This window comes from Caldimonas sp. KR1-144, from assembly GCF_049446155.1.
Taxonomy (GTDB): Bacteria; Pseudomonadota; Gammaproteobacteria; order Burkholderiales; family Burkholderiaceae_C; genus Rivibacter.
This window is the reverse complement of the sequence record NZ_JBMSEE010000002.1, coordinates 561,842-583,220: the sequence shown is the minus strand read 5'-3', so window position 1 is coordinate 583,220 and position 21,379 is coordinate 561,842. Positions and strand designations below refer to the sequence as shown.

The window sequence follows — 21,379 nt, the reverse complement described above, 5'->3', positions numbered from 1 at the left end:
TTCTGCGGGGTCGACGGCGTCACTTCGCCGAGACAGTCTTGCTGCCCTTGGCGGGCGACTTGGCCTTGGCGATCGTCGCGTCAGCTTCCTTCTGCGCGTTGATCTCGCCGAGCGCGCGCTTGTACTCGTGCGGGAAGACCTTGACGAACTTCTCGCGCGACTGCGCCCAGTGATCGAGGATCTCGCGCGCGCGCAGCGAGCCGGTCCAGCGGTGGTGGTCCTCGATCAGCTTGCGCAGCAGCAGTTCGTCGGCCACGCCCTTGTGGAAGGTGGCCGGGTCCTGCGAGGCGCGCTGGTCGTCGGCGGCCTGCACCTTGTCGAGCGCGACCATCGAGGTGTTGCAGCGCTTGGCGAACTGGCCGTCCTCGTCGTAGACATAGGCGATGCCGCCCGACATGCCGGCCGCGAAATTGCGGCCGGTGCGGCCCAGCACGACGACCGTGCCGCCGGTCATGTATTCGCAGCCATGGTCACCGGTGCCTTCGACCACCGCGGTCGCACCCGACAGGCGCACCGCGAAGCGCTCGCCCGCAACGCCGCGGAAGAAGGCTTCGCCACTGGTGGCGCCGTAGAGCACGGTGTTGCCGACGATGATGTTCTGCGTCGCGTCACCGCGGAAGTCGATGCTCGGGCGCACCACCACGCGGCCGCCCGAGAGGCCCTTGCCGGTGTAGTCGTTCGCGTCGCCGATCATGTACAGCGTGATGCCCTTGGCGAGGAAGGCGCCGAAGCTCTGGCCGCCGTTGCCCTCCATCTGGATGAACACCGTGTGGTCGGGCAGGCCGTCGGGCTGGTGGCGGATCAGCTCGCCGGAGAGCATCGCGCCGACCGTGCGGTTGACGTTGCGCGCCTCTTCCAGCAGCTGGACCTTCTCGCCGCGCTCGATCGCCGGCTTGCACTTCTCGATCAGGCGCACGTCGAGCGCCTTCGCGAGGCCATGGTCCTGCTCCTCGACCTGGCGGCGCGGCACATCGGCCGGCGCTTCGGGCAGGTGGAAGATGCGGCTGAAGTCCAGGCCCTTGGCCTTCCAGTGCGCGATGCCCTTCTTGGTGTCAAGCAGGTCGGCGCGGCCGATCAGATCGTCGAACTTGCGGATGCCCAGCTGCGCCATGATCTGGCGCACTTCCTCGGCGACGAAGAAGAAGTAGTTGACGACGTGTTCGGGCTTGCCCTGGAACTTCTTGCGCAGCACCGGGTCTTGCGTGGCCACGCCGACCGGGCAGGTGTTGAGGTGGCACTTGCGCATCATGATGCAGCCCTCGACGACCAGCGGCGCGGTCGCGAAGCCGAATTCATCGGCGCCGAGCAGTGCGCCGATCACGACGTCGCGGCCGGTCTTCATCTGGCCGTCGGCCTGCACGCGGATGCGCCCGCGCAGGCGGTTGAGCACCAGGGTCTGCTGCGTCTCTGCGAGCCCCAGTTCCCATGGCGTGCCGGCGTGCTTGATGCTCGACCACGGCGAGGCCCCGGTGCCGCCGTCGTGGCCGGCGATCACCACATGGTCCGACTTGGCCTTGGCCACGCCGGCCGCGATGGTGCCCACGCCGACTTCGCTGACCAGCTTGACGCTGATGCTCGCGCGCGGGTTCACGTTCTTCAGGTCGTGGATCAGCTGCGCGAGATCCTCGATCGAATAGATGTCGTGGTGCGGCGGCGGCGAGATCAGGCCGACGCCCGGCACCGAGTAGCGCAGGAAGCCGATGTACTCGCTGACCTTCCCGCCCGGCAGCTGGCCGCCCTCGCCCGGCTTGGCGCCTTGCGCCATCTTGATCTGGATCTGGTCGGCCGAGACCAGGTACTCGGTCGTGACGCCGAAACGGCCCGACGCGACCTGCTTGATCTTCGAGCGCAAGGAGTCGCCTTCGCGCAGCTCGTAGTCGGCCTCGATGACCTTGGGGCCGACGACGTCGGAGACCTTGGTCCCCGCGGTGATCTTGATGCCCTTGAGCTCGTTGCGGTAGCGCGCCGGATCTTCTCCGCCCTCGCCGGTGTTGCTCTTGCCGCCGATGCGGTTCATCGCGATGGCGAGCGTCGAATGCGCTTCGGTGGAAATCGAGCCGAGCGACATCGCGCCGGTCGCGAAGCGCCTGACGATCTCGCTGGCGGGCTCGACCTCGTCGAGCGGCACCGCCTTGGCCGGATCGAACTTGAACTCGAACAGGCCGCGCAGCGTCATGTGGCGACGCGACTGGTCGTTGATGATCTGCGCGTATTCCTTGTAGGTCTCGAACTTGTTCGCGCGCGCGCTGTGCTGCAGCTTGGCGATCGCGTCGGGCGTCCACATGTGCTCCTCGCCGCGCACGCGCCAGGCGTACTCGCCGCCGGCGTCGAGCATGTTCTCGAGCACCGGGTCGTCGCCGAAGGCCGCCTTGTGCATGCGGATGGCCTCTTCGGCCACCTCGAAGATGCCGATGCCGCCGACCTGCGAGGCCGTGCCGCGGAAGTACTTGTCGACCAGCCCCTTCTCGAGGCCGATGGCCTCGAACAGCTGCGCGCCGCAATAGGACATGTAGGTCGACACGCCCATCTTGGACATGATCTTCGACAAGCCCTTGCCGATCGCCTTGACGTAGTTGTAGACCGCCTTGTCGGCCGACAGGTCGCCCGGCAGCTCCTGGTGCAGCGAGACCAAGGTCTCCATCGCCAGGTACGGGTGGATGGCTTCCGCGCCGTAGCCGGCCAGCACGCCGAAGTGATGCACTTCGCGCGCGGAACCCGTTTCGACCACCAGGCCTGCCGTCGTGCGCAGGCCCTCTCGGACCAGGTGCTGGTGGATCGCCGACAGCGCCAGCAGCGCCGGGATCGCGACGTGCTCGCGATCCATGCGGCGGTCGGTGATGATCAGGATGTTGTGGCCGCTGGCGATCGCGTCCACCGCTTCGGCGCACAGCGAGGCGAGCTTGGCCTCGACCCCCTCGCGGCCCCAGCCGAGCGGGTAGACGATGTCGAGCTCGTAGGTCTTGAACTTGCCGCCCGTGTGCTTCTCGATCGCGCGCAGGCGCGCCATGTCGTCGAAGTCGAGGATGGGCTGCGTGACCTCCAGCCGCATCGGCGGGTTCACCGCGTTGATGTCCAGCAGGTTGGGCTTGGGGCCGATGAAGCTGTTGAGCGACATCACGATGGCCTCGCGGATCGGGTCGATCGGCGGGTTGGTGACTTGCGCGAACAGCTGCTTGAAATAGTTGGGCAGCGGCTTGTTCTTGTCCGACAGCACCGCCAACGGCGAGTCGTTGCCCATCGATCCCACGCCCTCTTCGCCAGCCTGGGCCATCGGGCTCAACAGGAACTTCAGATCTTCCTGCGTGTAGCCGAAGGCCTGCTGACGGTCGAGCAGGGATTCGCTGAACGCGTTGGGCTGGGCGGCGGCCTCGACGGCGTCGAGCTTGATGCGCACGTTCTCGATCCACTGCCGGTAAGGCTTGGCCGAGGCGTACTGGTTCTTGAGCTCCTCGTCGTCGACGATGCGGCCCTGCTCGATGTCGATCAGGAACATCTTGCCGGGCTGCAGACGCCACTTCTTGACGATCTTGTTCTCGGGGATTGGCAGCACGCCGGACTCCGACGCCATGACCACGAGGTCGTCGTCGGTGACGATGTAGCGCGCCGGACGCAGGCCGTTGCGGTCGAGCGTGGCACCGATCTGCTTGCCGTCGGTGAAGACCATCGCGGCCGGGCCGTCCCAGGGCTCGAGCATCGCGGCGTGGTATTCGTAGAACGCGCGGCGGCGCTCGTCCATCGTCGCGTGCTGTTCCCAGGCCTCGGGGATCATCATCATCGCGGCGTGGGCGAGCGGGTAGCCGCTCATCGTCAGCAGCTCGAGCGCGTTGTCGAAAGTGGCGGTGTCGCTCTGGCCCTCGAAGGTGATCGGGTAGAGCTTTTGCAGGTCGTCGCCGAGCACTGGCGACTTCATCACGCCTTCGCGCGCGCGCATCCAGTTGAAGTTGCCCTTGACCGTGTTGATTTCGCCGTTGTGCGCGACCATGCGATACGGGTGGGCGAGCGGCCACTCCGGGAAGGTGTTGGTCGAGAAGCGCTGGTGGACCAGCGCCAGTGCGGAAGTCACGCGCGGATCGGCCAGGTCTTTGTAGTACTTGCCGACCTGGTCGGCCAGCAGCAGGCCCTTATAGATGATCGTGCGGCAGCTCATGCTGGGCACGTAGTACTCGCGGCTGTGCGTGAGCTTCAGGCGCTGGATCGCCGCCGAGGCCGTCTTGCGGATCACGTAGAGCTTGCGCTCGAGCGCGTCAGGCACGATGACGTCGGTGCCGCGGCCGATGAAGATCTGGCGGATCACCGGCTCCTTGGCGCGCACCGTCGGCGACATCGGCATCTCGCGGTCGACCGGCACGTCGCGCCAACCCAGCAGGACCTGGCCCTCGGCCCGGACAGCCCGCTCGAGTTCCTGTTCGCAGGCCAGCCGCGACGCATGCTCCTTGGGCAGGAAGATCATGCCGACGCCGTATTCCCCCGGCGGCGGCAGTTCCACGCCCTGCGCGGCCATCTCGGCGCGGAAATAGTCGTCCGGAATCTGGATCAGGATGCCGGCGCCATCCCCCATCAGCTTGTCAGCGCCCACTGCGCCGCGATGGTCCAAGTTCTCGAGAATCTTGAGACCTTGTTCGACGATGTGATGCGCCTTCAGGCCCTTGATGTGGGCCACGAAGCCGACACCGCAGGCATCGTGCTCATGGGCCGGGTCGTACAGGCCGCTGCGAGCCAGGGCCGAGATCTCTTCGGCGGTGACAGGACGATGGGCCATGGCGCTCTCCGGCATTGAATCGGGAGCCGGAGATTACTGCGGCGCAACATCGGAAGCAATCAATTTAATTGGGGACGGTATCTATTTATGCGAAGCGGGCGGCGCGCTGATGTTTAAATAGGGACATATTAATTGTGCCCCTTCGGGGGGCGGCCGCGCGGCCGCGGCCGCAGGGGTCGGGCCGCTTTCTCGCTCAGTGCGGCAACAAAAGCGGCTGAGCCCAGGGCCCAACCGCCTCGCAACGCGGCGTCGATCGCTCCCCTGCGCAGCAAAGTCAGCGGTTGCTCCAGCAGCGATCGGTAACGCGCCTCGCGTTCGAACGGTGTGTTACCCAGCGCCCAAAAGCTCGCCGGGTCGGCGACCAACGGATCGATGCGTTGCCCGAGGTGGTGGGCAGTACTCGACGGGGCTTCGGCTGTCAGCGCGGCTTGTTCGACGTAGAGCATCGCGTCGAGCATCCAATCGGATGCATCGAGTACGGCTGCACGGTAGCGGCCGCTCCACAATGTGCCGTGACGACCCAAGCGCCGGTTCAAGGCCATCGCAAAGCGTCTTGACCAGGCTTGCATCATCGAGCCAAGGGCCGTGTCCGTCGGCGGCGTGGCGACGAGGCACCAGCGATCGGGCAGCAGCGCGTAGGCATGCACGCTGATCGCATGGTGCCCTGCGACTTCGCGCAGCAACTCGAGAGCCGTCTTGGCGTCTTCTGGCTCACTGGCGAGCGATACACCCGGCAAGGCCTGCTGGACGACGATGTGTGGAAGCGCAGCAAACGCAGCGCGAGGAAGACGGGCCATGAAGTAGACAGGTGGGCGGGCATACAAAGAAAAAGGGCACCCGAAGGTGCCCTCGATGATCGCCTGCCTGCAGCGCAGGTGGCGCGATCCGTCAGAAGCGGTGACGCAGGCCGACCATGACCGAAGTGCGGTCGGTCGCGCCCGTGCTGGCGGCAGTCGCAGGGGAGGCAAACGTGCCGTTGATGACCAAGCCGTCCTTCAGCTTGGTGTAGTCGGCACCGATGTAGCCGTCCGTGCGCTTCGAGAACGCATAGTCGAACAGCACCGAGAAGGCGTCAACCTTGCCGTTGCTCGAGCCGTCCACGGCCGTCTGCTTGCCGTAGTAGTACTGGAAGCCCACCAGCATGGCCGGCGTGAAGTTGTAGGTCATGCCGACCGTATGCAGTTCGCGCTCACCGACGGTTGTCGAATTGGTGGCGACCGGAACAGTGAGCGCGGTGCCGAACAGGGCGGCCGAGATCGCCGCCGCGCCGATGCCCGCATCGAACTCGTTCTTGCCGTACGAGTAGTTCACGTACAGCGGGCCCATGGTGTAGGCGACACCGACCTGGTACACCTTGGCCTTGAGACCACCCACCGTCTCGCTTTCGATGTAGCCGCCGCCGAAGCCCAGGCCGCCGGTCACGTAGCGGGCCGCCGCACCGTAGGACTTCAACAGCGCAGGATCGCCCTCGCCGGCGCTCACTTGGGCCTCGGCCGTCAGTCCGCCGACCGTCAGCGCGTACTTGACCATGTTGTTGTTCCGCGACCCGAGGCCCGCGGCACCGCCAGCGCCCTGGACCGTCAACTCGGGCTTGAAGGCCTCGATGTACGGCGAGAACTTGTACGGCGCATACGTGGTGGTCATCATGTCGAACAGCACGTTGTACTGCCGACCGAGCGTGATGCGCCCCCAGCTGGAGGACTGGATACCGACCCAAGCTTGCGAAAACTGCACGCCATTTTGCTGGGTGCCGTCGTCGGTCGTGAAGCGGTTCTCCAGGTTGGCCAGCGTACGCAGACCGCCGCCCAGATCCTCATCGACGCGAATGCCCCAGCGGCTTTGCGACATGCCGCCGCCGATGACGCGGACCCTGCTGTCGTGGCCAACGCCTTCGTTGTCAGAAACGCGCACCGCCGCATCGACGATGCCATACAGCGTCACGCTCGACTGGGCCTGCGCCGCACCGGCCATCGCCGACAGCGCCGCAAGAGCGACGAGGGTCTTCTTCATCATGGGACTTATCTCCTGGGTTCTGGATGTGTTGTGCTTGCAGCCCGGGGAGGAACTGCCTCACAGCGCGACAGGAACGCCCCTACCGCTTACTGCTGCGGGGCACTATATCGACCGGTTTGTGGGGTCAATACCGGGGGAAAGCCTCGGCTGTTGCAATTTGGTGACAAGAAGTGCGCGGTCCGCACGCCTTGTCAGTCGAAGGCCGGTTTGCCCGTGAGCCGTTCGAATTCGCGCGTGGCGAAGCGGTCCGTCATGCCGGCGATGTAGTCGGCAATGGTGCGCTGAGCTGAGGTCTGCGGCGCGGCCGCGATGCCGACATCCGGCCATAGCTCGAGGTACGCCCCGAACAGACCGGCCACGACCTCCTTGGCCCGCGAGGTCGTGGTCACGACTTCGGGGTGGCGATAGAGATTGGCGAACAGAAAGCGCTTGAGCTGGCGGCTGTCGTCGCGCATCGAATCAGAGAAACGCACCAGGACCGCGGCGGCGCGGACATCGTCGACGCTGCGCACATCGGCCGTCGCAAGCGCACGACGAGTTGCATCGATGACGTCGTAGACCTGGACGGAGAGCATGCGCCGCAATGTCTCGAACAGCAGCCGCCGGCCCAGCAGCATGGGGTGTTCGTTCAGTGCATCGCGCAAGTGGGCAACGAACAGCGGCACCGATTCGAGCTGCTCCATCTGCAGAAGCCCCGAGCGCACGCCATCGTCGACATCGTGCGCGTTGTAGGCGATCTCGTCGGCAAGGTTGGCGAGCTGCGCCTCGAGGCTGGGTTGGCCGCCGGTCAGAAAGCGCGCCGCGACGCCATTGGGCTCAATGCTTTCGAGCTCGGCCGCATGCTTCTTGGAGCAATGCTTGAGGATGCCCTCGCGCGTTTCGAAACTGAGGTTCAGGCCGTCGAACGCGGCGTAACGCTCCTCGAGCCGGTCGACGACGCGCAGCGACTGCAGGTTGTGCTCGAAGCCGCCGTACTCGCGCATGCAATCGTGAAGCGCGTCCTGACCGGCGTGACCGAAAGGCGTGTGACCGAGGTCGTGAGCCAGCGCAATCGCTTCCACCAGGTCTTCATTGAGCGACAGGCTGCGCGCGATCGAGCGGCCCAGCTGCGCCACCTCGAGCGAATGCGTCAACCGCGTCCGATAGAGGTCGCCCTCGTGGTTCAGGAAGACCTGCGTCTTGTAGACAAGGCGACGAAACGCCGTCGAATGGACGATGCGATCGCGGTCACGCTGGTATTCGGTGCGGGTCGGCGCCGGCGCCTCCGGATGGCGACGGCCACGGCTGCGGGCGGGGTCGCAAGCGTAGGGCGCCAATTCCATCGGTTGCGCCGACGGCCGTCAGCCGACACAGGCCGCCAGGACCTCGCGAACCGCGGCGTCGGGAGCGGCAGTCACGCTGGCTTGGCCCAGGCCGTCGAGGACCACGAAGCGAATATCGCCATCCTCGGCCTTCTTGTCGACGCGCATCAGCTCGAGATAACGATCGGTGCCGAGGTCCGGCCCCCGGGTCGGCAGGCCGGCGCGTTCGATCAAGCCGACGATTCGCTTCGCGTCCGCAGCATCGAGCCGGCCCAGGTGGACCGACAACTGCGTGGCCATCACCATGCCGCAACCGACGGCCTCTCCATGCAGCCATTGGCCGTAGCCGAGGCCTGCCTCGATCGCATGGCCGAACGTGTGGCCGAAGTTGAGGATGGCGCGCAAGCCAGATTCCCGTTCGTCGGCACCGACGACTTGCGCCTTGATCTCGCACGAGCGGCGCACGGCATGGCGCAGGGCTGATTCGTCGCGCCGCAGCAGCGCATCCAGCGATGTCTCCAGCCAGCCCAGGAACTGCGCATCGGCGATGGGCCCGTACTTGATGATCTCGGCGATACCGGCCTTGAGCTCACGATCCGGCAGGGTGGCCAGCGTGTCCAGGTCGGCAATCACACGAAGCGGCTGGTAGAACGCGCCGATCATGTTCTTGCCGAGCGGGTGGTTGATCGCCGTCTTGCCGCCGACGGACGAATCGACCTGGGCCAGCAGCGTCGTCGGCACCTGCACGAACGGAACGCCGCGCATGTAGCAGGCAGCGGCAAAGCCGGTCATGTCGCCGATCACGCCGCCGCCGAGGGCATAGAGCGTCGTCTTGCGGTCGGCAGCGGCGGCCAGCAGCCGATCGAATATCAGGTTGAGCGTCGGCCAGTCCTTGTGGTCCTCGCCATCGGGCAGCTCGATCAGTTCGACGCGTCGGTGGCGGCGCCGCAAGACGTCCAGCAGCCGTTGACCATACAGGGGAGCAACCGTCGTGTTGGACACGACAGCGGCCGCCGCGGCGGGCAAGCCTTCATAGGACGCCATGTCGTCGAGCAGCCCGGCGCCGATGCGGATGTCGTAGCTGCGTTCGCCGAGAGCAATGCGAACAGTGTCCGCGGCAGCGGCAAGGGAAGCACTCATGCCGCCAGTGTATCGGTGGCTGCAGCGTGGCTTTCAGTCGTCCCGGCGACCGAAGAGCGTGGTCTGGTCCACCGGCGAAGGCACGAGCGCCGGGTCGACCAAACCGGCGAGCTCCAGCTGCATCAGGATCATGCCGACGAGCGTCGGCACCGACGGGCGACCGGTCTCGATGACGAAGCGTGCCGTCTCGCGATAGAGCGGATCGCGAACGCGGTACAGCTCGCGCAACTTGGCGCGCGGATCCGCGACTTGCAGCATCGGCCGGTGCGTGTCGTGACGCAGCCGGCGAGCGAGCTCGTCTGGTGGGGTGTGCAGGTAGATCGTGACGGCGCGCTGGCTGAGCAACCGCCGGTTGGCTTCGCGCACGACGATGCCACCGCCGGTGGCGAGGACGCCCTCGCCGGCTTGATCGAGACAGCCCTGCAGCACCTGCTGCTCGATGTCGCGGAAGCGGGGTTCGCCTTCGCGATCAAAAAAGGAGCGTATCGGCTCGCCGATACGCTCCTCGATGATGGTGTCGGTGTCCCGGAAGGGGCACCCCAGCCTGCGGGCCAGTTGGCGGCCGACGGAGGACTTGCCTCCGCCGGGCATGCCGATCAGCGCAATTGACGTGAGCAACGCTGCAAGTTCACAAGAGCGGGCAGCTACTAGACACGCCGAATGGGCTTACGACACCGGCAGGTGGTACCGTTTCGTCGCTGAAGTCCGAGGAAGAACCACGGACAACGAAAGTCGAGCTGGTCGAAGAGGCTGTCCCACTGACGATCGCCTCAACCTGAAGCTTGAGCTCGACCCACGGCGCATAGCTTTCCGCATAGATCAGCGACAGCGTGGCTCGACCGTTGCTATCCGTCGTAACGTTACCCGGAGATATCGAGATAACGTTGCCGGGCTCAAGCGATCCGTTCGAGTTTGCATCCTCACCGCTATCGAGCACGCCGTTGTAGCTGCGAGCGTCAGTCTCACCGTAGAAGCGGTCCTCACTGTCGCAAATACGGACATTCAACGAATAGGTCCAACTGGGATCGACAAAGGTCAACGACCCGGTCATGTACCTCTGCGGCAGCGCCTTCGCCGTGATCGTGACACCGGATACCGCAACACCGTTGGCGTCAGTCACGTAGACCACATAGTCCTTCTGGTAGGTCTGCGGATCGATGTTCGTGATCGTGTTGCCCGTGCCAAGAGCAATGAACAGCGCTGACTGGCTCACCGTCAACGACGCGTCCCCGGTAACCGATGGCACCGATGCGACCACGGCGTGGAGCTTCACACCATTGCTTGCCGTGCTGGACGCCCCGGAGATGTACTTGACACTCGCTTGGCCCGTGATGTCCGTGACCGCCGACGCCTGCGAAAGCGAGCCGCCGCTCGCGTCCTGCAGTTGACTGAAGTTCACTGTCACACCGGCAACAGGATTCGCCGCTGCATCGGTGACTTTCGCAAGTACGGTCGCTTGATTCGTCGTTGATCCGCCGGCATTCGGGCCAATGGCCGTCGGCGTCACCTGGAGCACGAGCGCGTTAGGCGTTGTTGCAACGAAGCTAATTGGCAGCGTCGCCTGCGCGGTACCGCCCTGCAGCGAAGCCGTCAGCGAAGCAGAGCCTGCAAAGGTCGAACTGATCGACACACTCGCAACGCCAGACGCGTTGGTTACGGCCGAAGAGGCGCTGAGCGTCCCAATGGTGCTGGCGAAGTTGATCGTGCGCCCGGCTTGGGCAACGCCGCCTTGACGATAGCGCACGCTAACCGTCTGCGATGCGCCGACGGCCACTTGCGTGTTTGCCGCCGGGCTCACAAAAGCGAAGTCCTCGCCGCTGACGACGATCGACTGAGTGCTCGTCGCGCCCACGCCGGCGAAGTCGACGGCATCAGTACCGGAGTTGGTGCCGGTGTACGTCAGGCTGGCTTGACCAAGCGCGTCCGTGGTCACGCTCGAGGCAGACAGACCGTTGCCAAGCGAACTTGCGACGGTGACGACGGCACCCGAAATACCATTGCCCTTCGAATCGGTCGCCGTGACCGTCATGGACTGAGAAGCGCCCAGGGTCAGCGTGGTCGCACCCGAATAAGTGAGCTTGGTCCCCTCGACCGGGATCTCGATGCTCCCCGTGGCGGAGCCAGACGTCACGGTGATCGTGGCGGTGCGATTACTTTTGTCCGATCCAGAGCCAAAGGTCGCCGTCGCGACACCGTTGTCGTCGGTCGTCGCAGATACCCCGGACAGGGTACCGGTATTCGTGGAGAACGACAGGACCGTATCGGCGACGGCGGCGTTGCTTGAATCCTTGACGATGGCCGTCAACGTGATCGTGTCGCCTCCTGTGCCCACCGAATTGGAGCTGGCCAGGACTTCAATGACGGCGGCAGTCGAGTCGCCGTCACCGCCTCCATCGTCGGTCCCCGGCAGAGGGTCACCACTACCGGCGCCGCCGCCGCACGCAACTAGCAAGGCAGCACTCGCCAGAAGCGCCAGCCAACGCATGAGCCACTTGTTCATTTGCTTCCCTTGAAATCAGCGCCTCGTCGAACGGGCAATCAGCGCACACCGGATCGATCGGTAATCACCTTGGGTGTCAGAAATACCAGCAACTCAGTCTTCTGGGCATTCCGAGTCTTCGATCGGAACAGCGCCCCCATGAACGGCACATCGCCCAACAGAGGCACCTTCGTCTCGTTGACGGACTCGTTCTGCTCGAAGATGCCGCCGATGACGACCGTACCGCCGTTGTCGACCAGCACTTGCGTCTTGACGTGCTTGGTGTTGATCAGGATGCCAGCGGCCGTCGTCGTGCCCGGGCTGTCCTTGTTCACATCGACATCGAGAATGATGTTGCCTTCAGGGGTGATCTGCGGCGTGACTTCCAGTTTCAGCGTCGCTTTGCGGAACTGGATGGCCGTCGCGCCACTGGAGGTCGCCGTCTGATAAGGGATCTCGGTGCCCTGCTCAATGAGCGCCTTGACCTGGTCGGCGGTGATCACGCGCGGGCTGGACACCACCTTGCCCTTGCCGTCGGCTTCCAGCGCGGACAGCTCGAGATTCAGGAAGCGGTTCATCGCCGAACTGAACAAGGAGACAGCAAACGTGGCCGGGTCATAGTCATTCAAACCGACCGCCGGGAGGTTCACGAAATAGCTGCTGGCGGAGAGGGTTCCGACCACATTGCCGGCCGCATTGACCGGCAGAGACTGCTGCGTCGAGCCACTCAGGCCGTAATAGTTGCCGCCGATGGCCGTGCGGCTGTTGCCGCCCACGCTCCAGCCCGGCTGAACACCGTTGGTGACCGAGCGGTCGGTGGTACCCAGCTTGGCGCCGAGCGTGCGGCCGAAGGTGTCGGACGCTTCGACGATGCGGGCCTCGATCATCACCTGGCGCACAGGGATGTCGATGCGGGCGATCATCTGCGCCACTTCTTCAAGCTTCGACGGGATGTCGCTGATAAACAGCTGGTTGGTTCGCGTCTCGTATACGACGCTGCCACGCGGCGACAAGATGCGGCCCGAGTTGGAACCGCCGCCAGAACCACCGGAACCACCCTGCCCGGCCAACTGACCCGTCAGGCCCTTGGCGACGTCCTCGGCCTTGGTGTAATTGAGCTGGAATGCCTGTGTGCGCACCGGCTCCAGTGACGCAATCTGCGCCTTGGATTCGAGTTCCAGCTTCTCCTTCGCCGCGATCTCGTCCTTCGGCGCAATCCACAGCACATTGCCGGTCTTGCGCACGCCGAGGCCCTTGGCCTGCAGGATGATGTCCAGCGCCTGATCCCAAGGCACATCCTTCAGCCGCAGCGTGACGTTGCCGGTCACCGTATCGCTCGTCACGACGTTGAAGTTCGTGAAATCAGCGATGACCTGCAGCAGCGCACGCACCTCGATGCTCTGGAAATTGAGCGACAGCTTCTCGCCGCTGTAGCCAGGGCCTTGCGTCAGCTTGTTCGGATCGACCTTCTGCGGGCGCACCTCCAGCACGAACTGGTTGTCCGTCTGATAAGCGCTGTGCTCCCACACACCGGTCGGTTCGACGACCATTCGAACCTTGTCGCCGGACTGCGAGGTTGCAATCGTCTTCACGGGCGTGCCGAAGTCCGTGACATCGAGGCGCCGGCTCAGCGAGACGGGCACATTCGACTTCAGGAATTCGACGACGAGCGATTGCCCTTGCTGGCGAATGTCCACGCCGACCTGATTGCTCGGCAGGTCGACGATCACGCGACCAGCGCCGTCGCTGCCGCGGCGAAAGTCGATGTTGCGCAGCGACTGAGGCGTCGTGTTGAGGCTCTCGGCAAAATGCGTCGGGGCAGCGGCGGTCGCAGCCGGAGCCGGCGCGGCAGCCATCACCGCCGGGTCGATGGCACCCGGCGCAACGAACAACAGCAGGGTCTTGCCCTGCAATTGCGCCTGGTAGTTGGCCGCTTGTTTCAGGTTCAGCACGAGGCGCGTGCGGTCCCCGGCCTGGGCAACGGTTGCTGAGCGCAGGATGCCCTGATTGAGTTCGACCGAATTGCGCCCGATCGCGTTGGAGACTCCCGGCAGATCGATCGCGATGCGCGGCGGCGTCTGGACGGCGAACCCCTGAGGCAGAGCCGACAGCGGTTCGCTCAACTCGATGCGAACAACGTCGGTGCCGCCTTGCTGGCTGCTGTTGATCGACTGGATCGCGTTCTGCGCCCACGAGCTCGCGGCGGTCAAGAACAGCGCCAGCGCGACAAGCGGCGCGCGCCAGTGATTCATGGTTCTCTCCTGCATGTTCTTCATCGCCCCTTCTCCTGCAACTGGAGGGTCGCCGGGCGTTCAATCCATTCGCCGGCCGCGTCCTGCACGATCTCGCGCACCGCGACTTCGGTCTCGGTGATCTTCGTGACCTTGCCGTAGTTCTGGCCGAGGTAGTCGCCCACCTTGACCTGATAGAGCAGGTTGTCGACCTTCATCAGTGCGAACTGTCGACCCACGCGCGAGACGCTACCCACCATCGCCATCGAATCGAGCGGATAGGCCTCGAGCGGCTCCTTGCGGCGGTTCATCTCGGCGGCCAGCATGGAGTTCGGCTGCCGCGCCTCCTGCTTGAGCGCCACCGTCAGCTTCTGCGTGCTGAACGGCTCGACGCTTCGAGCCTCGTCATAGGGCTGCGGATCGAACCGCTTTGGCGGCGTCAGCGGCGGCACATTGGGCTTGACCTCGCGCCGCTGTTGCGCCATCCAGGCATCGAGCTCTTCTTGTTCTCCGCCGCAGCCGGCCAGAAGCGATGCGGCAACGACCACGGCCGTCAAGCCGATCACGCGCGAGCGGCGGCGCATCATGGCTTGGCTCCCTTCTTGGCCGCAGCCTGCGCGGCACGCTGCGCATCGATCTCGCTCTGATCGAGGTAGCGATAGGTGCGCGTCAGCGCATCCATCGTGAGCGTCCCACCGGCACCTTGACCTTGCGTCGGCACGATCTGCAGATCGTGCAGCGTCACGATCCGCGACAGGTTGGCAATGTCGGCCGCGAACGAGCCAATGTCGTGATAGCGACCGGTCACCCTGATGTTGATCGGCAGCTCCGCGTAATAGTCACGCACCGCCACCTGGCCCGGCTTGAACAGCTCGAACTGCAAGCCACGACCCAGACCAGCCTGGTTGATATCCGACAGCAGTGCATCCATCTCGGCCTTGCCGGGAAGCTGCTTCTCCAGCTGCGTCACGTACTCCTGCACCTGGATCTTCTGCTTGCGCAGCTCTTCCAGGTTCACGGCCTGCGCAAGCTTCGCTCGATAGTCCGCGCGCAGCGCGGGCTCGCGATTGCGCTCGGCCTCCAGCTCGTCGTGCTTGTCCGTCAGCAGGACGAACCATCCGACCACCACCACGGCCGCAGCCACGGCAGCGAAAGTCGCAAGCTTCGGCAGGATCGGCCACTGCCCCGGCTCATTGGGATTGAGCCCGCGGAACTGCTGCTGCGCCTGTACGAAGACCGAATTGAGATCGAGATTGAGTTTGCCGGCGGTCGCCATCGAACCCTCCTCAGGACGTCTTGGTCGGCACCGCAGCCGGTGCTGCGCCCGGAGCGGGCTTGTTGTCCTGGGCTTCCTTGTCTTGCGGCCGCTTGAGCGTCACGCGCACCGAGAAGTCGAACAGACGCTTCTGCTCGCGCGTCGCGGTCTGAACGTTCGCCGCCTTGATCTCGACGAGTTCCGGCTTCTCGACCCACTCGGAGTTGTAGGCCGTGTTGCGCAGAAACTCCGACACGCGCTCGTTGGTCTGGGCAATGCCGTTGATGGCGACGACCTGCCCCGTCTGCTTGATCGAGACGAGATAAACGCCTTCGGGTGTCTGCTTCACCAGCTCGTTGAGCAGGTGCACCGGCATGTTTCGATCGGTCTGCAGATTCTCGACTGCCTTCTGGCGCGCCTTCAGCGCCTCGATCTCGGCCTTGAGCGTCGCGATGTCCTTGATCTGCTCCTCGAGCTTCTTGATCTCGGCGGAGAGATAGTTGTTGCGGTCTTGCTGACCCGAGATCAGCTGCTGCAGCACACCCAACCAAAGCGCGACGATCAGCGCGCCGACCACGGCCGACAGACCAAGGCCGGCATAGAAGGCCTGCTTGCGCCGCTGCCGACGCTCTTCGCGGTGCGGCAGCAGGTTGATCAAAATCATTGCAGGAACCTCCGCATCGCCAGACCGCATGCAGTCAGATAGGCCGGAGCCTCCCGACGCAGCTTGCTCTCACGCACGGCCGAACCCAGGCGCATGCCGTCGAACGGATTCACGACCATCGATGCGAAACCGGTCAGTTCGGTCACGCGCTCCTTCAAGCCCGGCAATGTTGCGGTGCCGCCGGCCAGCATCACGTAGTGCACCTTGTGGTGCGGCGTGCTGGTGAAGAAGTACTGCAGCGCCCGGCCTATTTCCTGCGACAAGCTATCGACAAAAGGGCTCAGCAGCGAGGACTCGTAGTCCTCCGGCAAATCATTCGCGAGCTTCTTCTGCTCCGCTTCTTCGAACGAGAAGCCGTATTGGCGCGAGATCAGCTGTGTGAGCTGGGAGCCGCCGAAAGCCTGGTCGCGGTCGTAGAGGAGGTCCTCGTCTCGCAGCACCTTGAGGCTGGTCGTCTCGGCGCCGATCTCGAACAGCGCCACCAGCGCGTCCTTGCCGCCGTTGGGCAGACCCGCCACCACGCGGCTCATCGCCAGACGGGAGGCATGCGACTCGACATCCAGCACCACCGGCTTGAGACCGGCCGCCTCGGCGAGCCCCTGACGATCCTGGACGCGATCCTTGCGCGACGCGGCGATCAGCACCTCGACGTCACCGGCCGATGTCGAACTCGGCCCGACCACGCAGAAGTCGAGGCTCACCTCGTCGAGCGAAAAAGGGATGTACTGGTTGGCCTCCGACTCGACCTGGATCTCGAGTTCCTCATCGCGCAGGCCGGCCGGCAGCATGATCTTCTTCGTGATCACGGCCGACTGGGGCATGGCCATTGCGACGCGCTTGGTGCGCGTGCCACTCTTGGCAACCACGCGCCGCACGGCTTCGGCCACTTCGTCGAACTTCTCGATCTGGCCGTCCTGAATCCAGCCTTTTTCGAAGCTCTCGGTCGCGAAGCGCTCGAGGACGTATTCACCCGACGAGGCCTGGCCGAGTTCGACCAGTTTCACGCTCGACGAGCTGATGTCCAACCCGACCAGCGCTCCCTGTTTGCGGCCCAGCAATCCGTCAAGAAAGCCCACACCGTCCCCCGAACGCCGCTGTGCAGCTGTTAATAAGTTACTTGAATGCTAGCAGTAAAGATCTTGTGATCCCACCACATTTGCCCGGGCGCCACAGGCGGCCCGTTGCAAAACTCACACGCGCTGAGAAGGCCTGGAAAGCGGTTGCAACAGCGCTTTCCGAGGCGTCTTAAGGGCGCTTCAACCCCCTTCCTATAATCCTTCGCGACCCCAGGAGGCCCATGACCGCATCCGACCGCGCCCCGAAGTCCGAACCCTCTCCCGCTGGCCGATCCTCACTTCCGGACGCGCTTCGCTGGCCCCTCAAAGCAGTGGGGCTGCTGGCCGGGCTTGCGCTGGCCGGCGTGCTGGCCGCGCTGTTCCTGGTGGCCATGGCACTCGCCGTGGCCTATCCCAATCTGCCGGATATCCACGGCCTGGCCGACTACCGGCCCAAGTTGCCCTTGCGCGTGTACTCGGCCGACGACCAGCTGATCGGCGAGTTCGGCGAGGAGCGCCGCCAGTTCACGCCGATCGCGCAGATCCCGCGCGTGATGCAGGAAGCGGTGCTCGCCATCGAGGATGCGCGCTTCTATCAGCACGGCGGCGTCGACTACCTCGGCGTCATCCGCGCCGGCCTGGCCAACGTCGGCGACGCACGCAGCCAGGGTGCATCGACCATCACGATGCAGGTCGCGCGCAACTTCTACCTGCCGACCGAGAAGACGCTGACGCGAAAGATCTACGAGATCCTGCTCGCCCTGAAGATCGAGACGCAGCTCACCAAGGACCAGATCCTCGAGCTGTACATGAACCAGATCTATCTCGGCCAGCGCGCCTACGGCTTCGCGGCGGCCGCCGAGACCTACTTCGGAAAGCCGCTGCAGGAGCTCACGGTCGCCGAGGCGGCGATGCTGGCGGGCCTGCCGAAGGCGCCGTCGGCCTACAACCCCATCGTCAACCCCAAGCGCGCGCGCATCCGGCAGTTGCACATCATCGACCGGATGTACGAGAACGGCTTCATCACCGAGGAGCAGGCCGAGGCAGCCAAGACGCAGACGCTGCGCTACCGCGCGGCCGCCGTCTCGCCGATCCACGCCGAGTACGTCGCGGAGGCCGTGCGCCAGCTGATCTACGCCCAGTACGGCGACGAGACCTACACGCGCGGCCTGAACGTCTACACGAGCCTGCGCACGGCCGAACAGGAAGTCGCCTATCGCGCGCTGCGCCAGGGCATCACCGACTACGAACGCCGACAGGTCTACCGCGGCCCGGAGGCCTGGGTCGACCTGCCCAAGGATGCGGCCGCGCTGGACACCCGCATCGCCGAAGCACTCGAAGACCACCCCGACAACGACGAGCTGCGCGCGGCGGTCGTGCTCGAGGCGAGCCCCAAGCAAGTGGTCGCGGCGCTGCAAAGCGGGGAGACGGTGACCATCACCGGCGACGGCCTCAAACCCGCGCAGTCCGGCCTGGCGCCGAACGCCGAGCCAAAGAAGCAAGTGCGCCGCGGCTCGGTCGTGCGCGTCGTCAAGATCGGCAAGGACAAGTCGGGCGCCGACCGCTGGTCGATCACGCAGCTGCCCGAGGTCGAGGGCGCCTTCGTCGCCATCGACCCGCAGACCGGCTCCATCCGCGCGATGGTGGGCGGCTTCGACTTCGCGAAGAACAAGTTCAACCACGTCACCCAGGCGTGGCGGCAGCCGGGTTCGAGCTTCAAGCCCTTCATCTACTCGGCCGCGCTGGAAAAGGGCTTCACGCCCGCGACGGTGGTGAACGACGCGCCGCTGTTCTTCGACGCCGCTACCACCGGCAGCCAGCCCTGGGAGCCGAAGAACTACGACGGCACGTTCGACGGCCCGATGCCGCTGCGCAAGGCGCTCGCGAAGTCGAAGAACATGGTGTCGATCCGCATCCTCGAGTCCATCACGCCGCTGTATGCGCAGGAGTGGATCACCCGCTTCGGCTTCGAGGCGGAGAAGCACCCGGCCTACCTGCCGATGGCCCTGGGCACCGGCTCGGTGACGCCGCTGCAGATGGCCGATGCCTATGCCGTCTTCGCGAACGGCGGGTACCGCATCCGCCCGCAGCTGATCACGCGCATCACCGACAACAAGGGCCGGCTGTTGGTGAAGACGGAGTTCGCGCCGCCCGACGAGTCGCAACGCACGATCGACGCTCGCAACGTCTTCGTGATGAGCAGCCTGCTGCAGGAGGTCACGCGCAGCGGCACCGCGGCGCGCGCGCAAGCGACGCTCAAGCGCCCCGACCTCTACGGCAAGACCGGCACCACCAACGACTCGCTGGATGCCTGGTTCGCCGGCTGGGGCCCGGGCGTGGTGGCCGTCGTCTGGATCGGCTACGACCAGCCAAGAAAGCTCGGCAGCCGCGAGACCGGCGGCGGCCTGGCGCTGCCGGTGTGGATCGACTACATGCAAGTCGCCCTCAAGGGCGTGCCGGTGCAGGAGATGCCGGCGCCCGAGGGCGTGATCAACGTTGCCGGCGAGTGGTACTACGAAGAGTACGGGCCGAATGCCGGCGTCAGCGGCGTGGGTCTCGACGCACCGGTGCCGGCGCCGCCGCCGACCGAGGCCGAGAAGAAAAGCATCCTCGACCTGTTCAGGAACTAGCTGGCGGGCGGCTCGAAGCGCAGCGTTCGGCCAGCCTGTTCGCTCGCGCAGGCCGACAGCAGCGACCAGAACTCCTCGCCGCTCTTGGTGTCGAGCCAGCGGCCGCTTGCATGCCTGAAGTGGAAGCCACCGCGCCGCGCAGCCAACCAGATCTCATGCAGCGGCGGCTGCGTGTTGACGACGAGCTTGCTGCGGTCGGGCAGCGTCAGCTCGAGCAGGCCGCCGGTGCGCGCACCGTCGATGTCGACGACGTCGTCCTGGAGCCAGCGGTCAATCTGCGCTTCGATCGCGGCCAGCACCGCACGCGTGCACGCGTCGTACTCGGCGTCAGTGAGGCCGGAGTCGTAAGCGCCGATGGCAGCACCCATCCTTAGAATCCCATGATGATCTCGACCGCTTCAAGCATACCCGTGGCGCGCATCGCCGCGCGCACGGTGATGGCATTGGCCGCGCTGGGCGCGCTGGCCGGCTGCGGCCAGAAGGGCCCGCTGCGGCTGCCCACGACCTCGCCTGCCTCTCCTGCTGCGAGCGCACCCGACGGCCCGGCGGCGAGCACGCCCACGAAATGACGATGAAGCTGCCCGGCCATCCGGACGTCGCCTATCGCGACGGCCAACTACACCTCGACGACCTGCCGCTGCGCGAGCTCGCAGCGCGCTTCGGCACGCCGCTGTACGCCTACTCGCGCCGCGCGATGCTGGCGGCGCTGGCGCCCTATCAACGCGCGCTCGCCGGCCGCGAGCACCTGATTTGCTACGCGATGAAGGCCAACAGCAACCTTGCAGTGCTGCAGACCTTCGCGCAGGCCGGCTGCGGCTTCGACATCGTCTCGGGCGGCGAGCTCGAGCGCGTGCTGGCCGCCGGCGGCGACGCGCGCAAGGTGGTGTTCTCCGGGCTCGGCAAGACCCGCGCCGAGATGGCGCGCGCGCTCGAAGCCGGCGTGCGCTGCTTCAACGTCGAGAGCGAGCCCGAGCTCGAGGTGCTGGCCGAGGTCGCCCGTGCGCACGGCACGCGAGCGCCGGTAAGCCTGCGCGTCAACCCGGACGTCGACGCCAAGACGCATCCCTACATCTCGACCGGCCTCAAGGGCAACAAGTTCGGCGTCGCGCACGACCGCGCGCTGCACGCCTACCGGCGCGCCGCCGAGCTGCCGGGCCTGGAGGTGGTGGGCATCGATTGCCACATCGGCTCGCAGATCACCGAGTCCGACCCCTACCTTGACGCGATCGACCGCGTGCTCGATCTCGTCGAGGCGATCGAGTCGCAGGGCCTGCGCCTGCATCACCTCGATCTCGGCGGCGGCCTGGGCATCACCTACACCGACGAGGCGCCGCCGGCGGCCGACGCGCTGATCGCGCGCATGCTCGAGCGAATCGACGCGCGCGGCCATGGCCATCGCGAGATCGTGCTCGAGCCCGGGCGCTCGCTGGTCGGCAACGCCGGCGTGCTGCTGACCGAGGTGCTCTACCTCAAGTCGGGCGAGGCCAAGAACTTCTGCGTCGTCGATGCGGCGATGAACGACCTGATGCGCCCGGCCATGTACGAAGCGACGATGGCCATCGTGCCCGCCACGCTGCGCGACGCGGCGCCTTCGACCTATGACGTCGTCGGCCCGATCTGCGAATCGGGCGACTGGCTGGGCCGCGACCGCGCATTGGCCGTGCAGGCAGGCGACCTGCTCGCGGTGCTGAGCGCCGGCGCCTACGGCATGAGCATGGCGAGCAACTACAACAGCCGTGGCCGCGCGGCCGAGGTGCTGGTCGATGGCGACCAGGCCTGGTTGATCCGCGACCGCGAGGATCCGCGCGCGCTGTTTGCCGGCGAGCACCTGCCGCCGGCGCGCTGAGGCAGC

General features: G+C 65.6%; 17 protein-coding genes. 4 read left to right on the top strand and 13 right to left on the bottom strand.

Going from position 1 to position 21,379, the window contains the following annotated elements:
• Positions 1–19: 19 nt before the first annotated feature.
• Complete coding sequence (locus ACO2TI_RS06800; RefSeq protein ID WP_423282966.1) at positions 20–4,759, bottom strand: glutamate synthase-related protein; 4,740 nt, start codon at positions 4,757–4,759, stop codon at positions 20–22.
• On the opposite strand from ACO2TI_RS06800, the gene ACO2TI_RS06795 reads away from it, so the two are divergent.
• Positions 4,758–4,880 (top strand): hypothetical protein, encoded by a 123-nt coding sequence (locus tag ACO2TI_RS06795; protein WP_423282965.1) that lies wholly within the window; start codon positions 4,758–4,760, stop codon positions 4,878–4,880. The two genes, ACO2TI_RS06800 and ACO2TI_RS06795, sit on opposite strands and share 2 nt — an antisense overlap.
• A 7-nt stretch (positions 4,881–4,887) precedes the next feature.
• On the opposite strand, the gene ACO2TI_RS06790 is transcribed toward ACO2TI_RS06795, so the two are convergent.
• The 11 genes from ACO2TI_RS06790 to ACO2TI_RS06740 all read right to left on the bottom strand — a co-directional run bounded on the left by ACO2TI_RS06790 (position 4,888) and on the right by ACO2TI_RS06740 (position 16,918).
• Positions 4,888–5,556, bottom strand: a complete 669-nt coding sequence (locus ACO2TI_RS06790; protein ID WP_423282963.1) for a transposase — start codon at positions 5,554–5,556, stop codon at positions 4,888–4,890.
• Between the two features lie 91 nt (positions 5,557–5,647).
• The gene (locus ACO2TI_RS06785; protein WP_423282962.1) at positions 5,648–6,772 is read right to left on the bottom strand and encodes a porin; all 1,125 of its coding nucleotides are present in this window, start codon (positions 6,770–6,772) and stop codon (positions 5,648–5,650) included.
• A gap of 191 nt (positions 6,773–6,963) precedes the next feature.
• Positions 6,964–8,094, bottom strand: a complete 1,131-nt coding sequence (locus tag ACO2TI_RS06780; protein WP_423282960.1) for a deoxyguanosinetriphosphate triphosphohydrolase — start codon at positions 8,092–8,094, stop codon at positions 6,964–6,966.
• 18 nt (positions 8,095–8,112) lie between these two features.
• On the bottom strand, positions 8,113–9,213 hold the full coding sequence (aroB, locus tag ACO2TI_RS06775) for a 3-dehydroquinate synthase (RefSeq protein WP_423282958.1): 1,101 nt from the start codon (positions 9,211–9,213) through the stop codon (positions 8,113–8,115).
• A 33-nt stretch (positions 9,214–9,246) separates the two neighbouring features.
• Complete coding sequence (locus ACO2TI_RS06770; protein WP_423282957.1) at positions 9,247–9,831, bottom strand: shikimate kinase; 585 nt, start codon at positions 9,829–9,831, stop codon at positions 9,247–9,249.
• 10 nt (positions 9,832–9,841) lie between these two features.
• Complete coding sequence (locus tag ACO2TI_RS06765; RefSeq protein WP_423282956.1) at positions 9,842–11,713, bottom strand: beta strand repeat-containing protein; 1,872 nt, start codon at positions 11,711–11,713, stop codon at positions 9,842–9,844.
• A 38-nt stretch (positions 11,714–11,751) separates the two neighbouring features.
• A complete protein-coding gene (gene pilQ, locus ACO2TI_RS06760) occupies positions 11,752–13,968 on the bottom strand; it encodes a type IV pilus secretin PilQ (protein ID WP_423282954.1) in 2,217 nt (738 codons plus the stop codon).
• Positions 13,965–14,507 (bottom strand): pilus assembly protein PilP, encoded by a 543-nt coding sequence (locus ACO2TI_RS06755; RefSeq protein ID WP_423283334.1) that lies wholly within the window; start codon positions 14,505–14,507, stop codon positions 13,965–13,967. The genes pilQ and ACO2TI_RS06755 overlap by 4 nt, the downstream gene beginning before the upstream one ends.
• Positions 14,507–15,199, bottom strand: coding sequence for a type 4a pilus biogenesis protein PilO (locus ACO2TI_RS06750; protein WP_423282952.1), 693 nt, complete (start codon positions 15,197–15,199; stop codon positions 14,507–14,509). Before ACO2TI_RS06750 ends, ACO2TI_RS06755 begins: the two co-directional genes overlap by 1 nt.
• 10 nt (positions 15,200–15,209) lie before the next feature.
• Positions 15,210–15,842, bottom strand: coding sequence for a PilN domain-containing protein (locus ACO2TI_RS06745; protein WP_423282950.1), 633 nt, complete (start codon positions 15,840–15,842; stop codon positions 15,210–15,212).
• Complete coding sequence (locus tag ACO2TI_RS06740) at positions 15,839–16,918, bottom strand: pilus assembly protein PilM (RefSeq protein ID WP_423282949.1); 1,080 nt, start codon at positions 16,916–16,918, stop codon at positions 15,839–15,841. Before ACO2TI_RS06740 ends, ACO2TI_RS06745 begins: the two co-directional genes overlap by 4 nt.
• Positions 16,919–17,139: 221 nt before the next feature.
• Here ACO2TI_RS06740 and ACO2TI_RS06735 point away from each other — a divergent pair, with 221 nt between their 5' ends.
• Positions 17,140–19,527 carry a penicillin-binding protein 1A gene (locus tag ACO2TI_RS06735; RefSeq protein ID WP_423282947.1) on the top strand — a complete coding sequence of 796 codons (2,388 nt, stop codon included), beginning with the start codon at positions 17,140–17,142 and terminating at the stop codon, positions 19,525–19,527.
• Here ACO2TI_RS06735 and cyaY read toward each other — a convergent pair.
• The gene (gene cyaY / locus ACO2TI_RS06730) at positions 19,524–19,895 is read right to left on the bottom strand and encodes an iron donor protein CyaY (protein WP_423282946.1); all 372 of its coding nucleotides are present in this window, start codon (positions 19,893–19,895) and stop codon (positions 19,524–19,526) included. The genes ACO2TI_RS06735 and cyaY overlap by 4 nt on opposite strands.
• A 15-nt stretch (positions 19,896–19,910) precedes the next feature.
• Here cyaY and lptM point away from each other — a divergent pair, with 15 nt between their 5' ends.
• Positions 19,911–20,096, top strand: a complete 186-nt coding sequence (lptM, locus tag ACO2TI_RS06725) for an LPS translocon maturation chaperone LptM (protein ID WP_423282945.1) — start codon at positions 19,911–19,913, stop codon at positions 20,094–20,096.
• Between the two features lie 2 nt (positions 20,097–20,098).
• Positions 20,099–21,373, top strand: coding sequence for a diaminopimelate decarboxylase (gene lysA / locus ACO2TI_RS06720; protein ID WP_423283332.1), 1,275 nt, complete (start codon positions 20,099–20,101; stop codon positions 21,371–21,373).
• The last annotated feature ends 6 nt before the right edge of the window (positions 21,374–21,379 follow it).

Bases quoted from the DNA above. Each gene is read 5' to 3' on its own strand.
- ACO2TI_RS06795 (WP_423282965.1), top strand. From the start codon at position 4,758: ATGGCGCTCTCCGGCATTGAATCGGGAGCCGGAGATTACTGCGGCGCA.
- ACO2TI_RS06800 (WP_423282966.1), bottom strand. From the start codon at position 4,759: ATGGCCCATCGTCCTGTCACCGCCGAAGAGATCTCGGCCCTGGCTCGC.
- ACO2TI_RS06790 (WP_423282963.1), bottom strand. From the start codon at position 5,556: ATGGCCCGTCTTCCTCGCGCTGCGTTTGCTGCGCTTCCACACATCGTC.
- ACO2TI_RS06785 (WP_423282962.1), bottom strand. From the start codon at position 6,772: ATGATGAAGAAGACCCTCGTCGCTCTTGCGGCGCTGTCGGCGATGGCC.
- ACO2TI_RS06780 (WP_423282960.1), bottom strand. From the start codon at position 8,094: ATGGAATTGGCGCCCTACGCTTGCGACCCCGCCCGCAGCCGTGGCCGT.
- aroB (WP_423282958.1), bottom strand. From the start codon at position 9,213: ATGAGTGCTTCCCTTGCCGCTGCCGCGGACACTGTTCGCATTGCTCTC.
- ACO2TI_RS06765 (WP_423282956.1), bottom strand. From the start codon at position 11,713: ATGAACAAGTGGCTCATGCGTTGGCTGGCGCTTCTGGCGAGTGCTGCC.
- pilQ (WP_423282954.1), bottom strand. From the start codon at position 13,968: ATGAAGAACATGCAGGAGAGAACCATGAATCACTGGCGCGCGCCGCTT.
- ACO2TI_RS06755 (WP_423283334.1), bottom strand. From the start codon at position 14,507: ATGCGCCGCCGCTCGCGCGTGATCGGCTTGACGGCCGTGGTCGTTGCC.
- ACO2TI_RS06750 (WP_423282952.1), bottom strand. From the start codon at position 15,199: ATGGCGACCGCCGGCAAACTCAATCTCGATCTCAATTCGGTCTTCGTA.
- ACO2TI_RS06745 (WP_423282950.1), bottom strand. From the start codon at position 15,842: ATGATTTTGATCAACCTGCTGCCGCACCGCGAAGAGCGTCGGCAGCGG.
- ACO2TI_RS06735 (WP_423282947.1), top strand. From the start codon at position 17,140: ATGACCGCATCCGACCGCGCCCCGAAGTCCGAACCCTCTCCCGCTGGC.
- cyaY (WP_423282946.1), bottom strand. From the start codon at position 19,895: ATGGGTGCTGCCATCGGCGCTTACGACTCCGGCCTCACTGACGCCGAG.
- lptM (WP_423282945.1), top strand. From the start codon at position 19,911: ATGATCTCGACCGCTTCAAGCATACCCGTGGCGCGCATCGCCGCGCGC.
- lysA (WP_423283332.1), top strand. From the start codon at position 20,099: ATGAAGCTGCCCGGCCATCCGGACGTCGCCTATCGCGACGGCCAACTA.